Here is a 2,523-nt window from a genome sequence, read left to right on the forward strand (position 1 = left end):
TGTGTATAAGAGACAGCCCTATCCCCGGTCTGCCCGAACCGCTCCCCCTGGGGGCGGAGCGGGTGGTGCAATGGGCGGGTGGACGACGAAATCCGCCACCCCCTCGCGTACGCCAGGAACGAGCGCGGATGGTCGCAGGAGGAACTGGCCCGCCGTATCCGGCGGGCCGCCGAGCGCCGTGGCCTGCGCTCGGGCACCAGGGGGTCACGGATCTACAAGTGGGAGACCGGCCGGGCCACCCCCGACGAAGACGAATCCCAGCCCCTCATCGCCGAGGTCTTCGGCATCGACTACGCGGCCGTCGCCCATCTCGGATGGCCCCACTGGCTCCCGAGCCAGGACAGCCCGCTGCCGCTGGGCCCGCACAACGCCGTCCCCTCCCTCCGAGAGGCCCTGATGACCTCCCTGGACCGCCGCTCCTTCCTCGCCTACACCAGCGGCTCCCTAGCGGCCCTCGCCCACCAGTGGGCCATCACCGAGCCTGGCCGGTTACCGCTTCTTGCCGCGCGCGGTGAAGTCGACGCCGAGATGGTCGCCTGGCTGGAGAGCAACGGCGCCGAACTGATCCGCCTCGCCACCGAACGCCGGCAGCACACCCACCGCCTGCTCGACGCGCACCTGACGGCCGTCACCGACCTCATCAGCGAGGGCCGCTACACCCGCCCCATCGAACAAAGGCTGCACACCCTGGCCGCAGCCCTCTCCCAGGCCATCGCCTGGCAGCACTTCGACGAACGCCGCCACGCCTCCGCCGGCCGCTTCTGGCACGCCGCGCTCCACAACGCCCACGCCGCCAGCCAGCGCGACCTCGGTGCGGGCATCCTGTCCGACCTCGCGTACCAACTGCTGTGGCTCCAGGACGCGCGTACCGCCTCCGACATCCTCGAATACGCCATCCCCCGCACCCGGCACCCCGCCGCACGGTCTCTCCTGCACCTGCGCCAGGCCCGCGCCCTCGCCGTCCTCGACGAGGGCGGCCTGTGCCGCCGCGCCCTCACCGCCGCGGAGAAGGCCCTGGACACCCCGTCGTACGACCCTGCACCCACCTGGTGTTCGTGGATGTCACACGCCGACCTCGCGGCCGACGGCGGGCGCTGTCTCGCAGATCTCGGCCAGCCGCGCCAGGCCCACCATCTGATGGACGAGGGCATCGCCCTGCTGCCCGCCACCCGCTCCAAGACCCGATCCGTGTTCCTGACCTACCAGGCCGAGACCTACCTGCGGGACGGCGAACCGGAGGTCGCCGCGGCGACCGCTACCCGTTCCCTGGACCTGGCCAGCCGGATCGACGCGCCCCGGTGCGTGACGATGGTGCGCGACCTCGAACCGGGGCTGTCCCGGTACGCGCACACGCCCGGTGTGGGCGAACTCCTCGAACGACTCCGAGCTGTCGGCTGAAGCAATGCACCGATGCCCGCGCGCCGTCAAACGCCTGTGAGAGCCGACACCACGGGGAGGAACCGGTCAGGGTAGACCAGGCCGCGAACGGGAAGCGGCGGGAGCTATCACCTCGGCTTCACGCGGCGAGAACAGTGGCGACAAGGGTGCCCAGGACCAGGTGAGGCCCGAACGCGAGGGTGCTGCCGAGATGGACTCGGCCCCGAATGAGGAGCAGGGTGGCGTAGAGGGCGGCCGAGAGCAGTCCGGCGAGGGCACCCAGGAAGAGGGTGGTCCAGCTGTGCCATCCGAGGATCGTGCCCACCGGCATCGCGAGTTTGACGTCGCCGAACGCGACGCCGGCCGGGTGGAGCAGGAACAGGACGAAGTAGGCGAGACACAGGGTGGTGCCGCCGAGCACCGCCCGTGGCCAGTCACCGGCCGACGCCGGCAGCAGTGCGGCGGCGCCGAGCAAGGCCGGGACGGCAGTCGCCAAGGGCAAAGTCAGCAGGTCGGGTAGACGGCGCACTTGGCCGTCTACCCAGCACAGAAGCACCAGCGGTGGGGCCGCGAGGAGCCAGACCAGGAGTTCGGGCCGGGCTCCGGTGGTGAGTGCGAGCAGCGCACAGGTTGCTCCGGTCAGCAGGACGAAGGGCAGGGCGGGCGGTCCGTAGAGCGCTCCGAGGAAGCGGTGGGGTTCGCAGGCGGTGCAGCGGGCGAGGCCAAGTCGGTTGGGGAGTGGGTGGCGGCGGGGGCAGTGGGTGTGCCAGGGCTCGTCGGGGTCGACGGCGAGTTGGTAGGCGGCGCGTGGCAGCAGGAGGCCGATGAGGGCCCCGTATCCGGCGGCGGCGAGGGCGAGGGCAGGCACAGGGGTGAGCGTACGGCCGCCGGCGGCGGTGGGTGGGAGTGAGCGTTCGAAATTGCGTTGGCGTGCTGTGTCACATCTGCTGCTTCCGGCGGCTTTCTTGGGTGACAGGTTCTCGGCTGAGGGAGGAGTTCGATGGTGCCGGAGGGTGTGTGGGGTGCGGGGAGGTCGTGGCCGACCCGGCTCGATGAGGCGGTGGATGCGGCCGTGCGGGCGTGCGGGGTGTGGCTTGCGGTGCTCGCCGCGCTGGTGGTGTGGCAGGTGCGGAGCGGGGAGTGGGT

At 71.3% G+C, this 2,523-nt stretch carries 2 protein-coding genes; one reads left to right on the forward strand and one right to left on the reverse strand.

Features of this window, described 5'->3' with window-relative positions; translation table 11 throughout:
- Positions 1-78: 78 nt before the first annotated feature.
- Positions 79-1,398 carry a helix-turn-helix transcriptional regulator gene (locus FNX44_RS26060; protein WP_143651433.1) on the forward strand — a complete coding sequence of 440 codons (1,320 nt, stop codon included), beginning with the start codon at positions 79-81 and terminating at the stop codon, positions 1,396-1,398.
- Between the two features lie 118 nt (positions 1,399-1,516).
- Here FNX44_RS26060 and FNX44_RS26065 read toward each other — a convergent pair whose 3' ends face one another.
- Entirely contained in the window at positions 1,517-2,245 is a 729-nt protein-coding gene (locus FNX44_RS26065) for a prepilin peptidase (protein WP_143651434.1), read from the reverse strand.
- Between the last annotated feature and the right edge of the window lie 278 nt (positions 2,246-2,523).

The organism is Streptomyces alkaliterrae (assembly GCF_007097205.2).
Taxonomy (GTDB): Bacteria; Actinomycetota; Actinomycetes; order Streptomycetales; family Streptomycetaceae; genus Streptomyces; species Streptomyces alkaliterrae.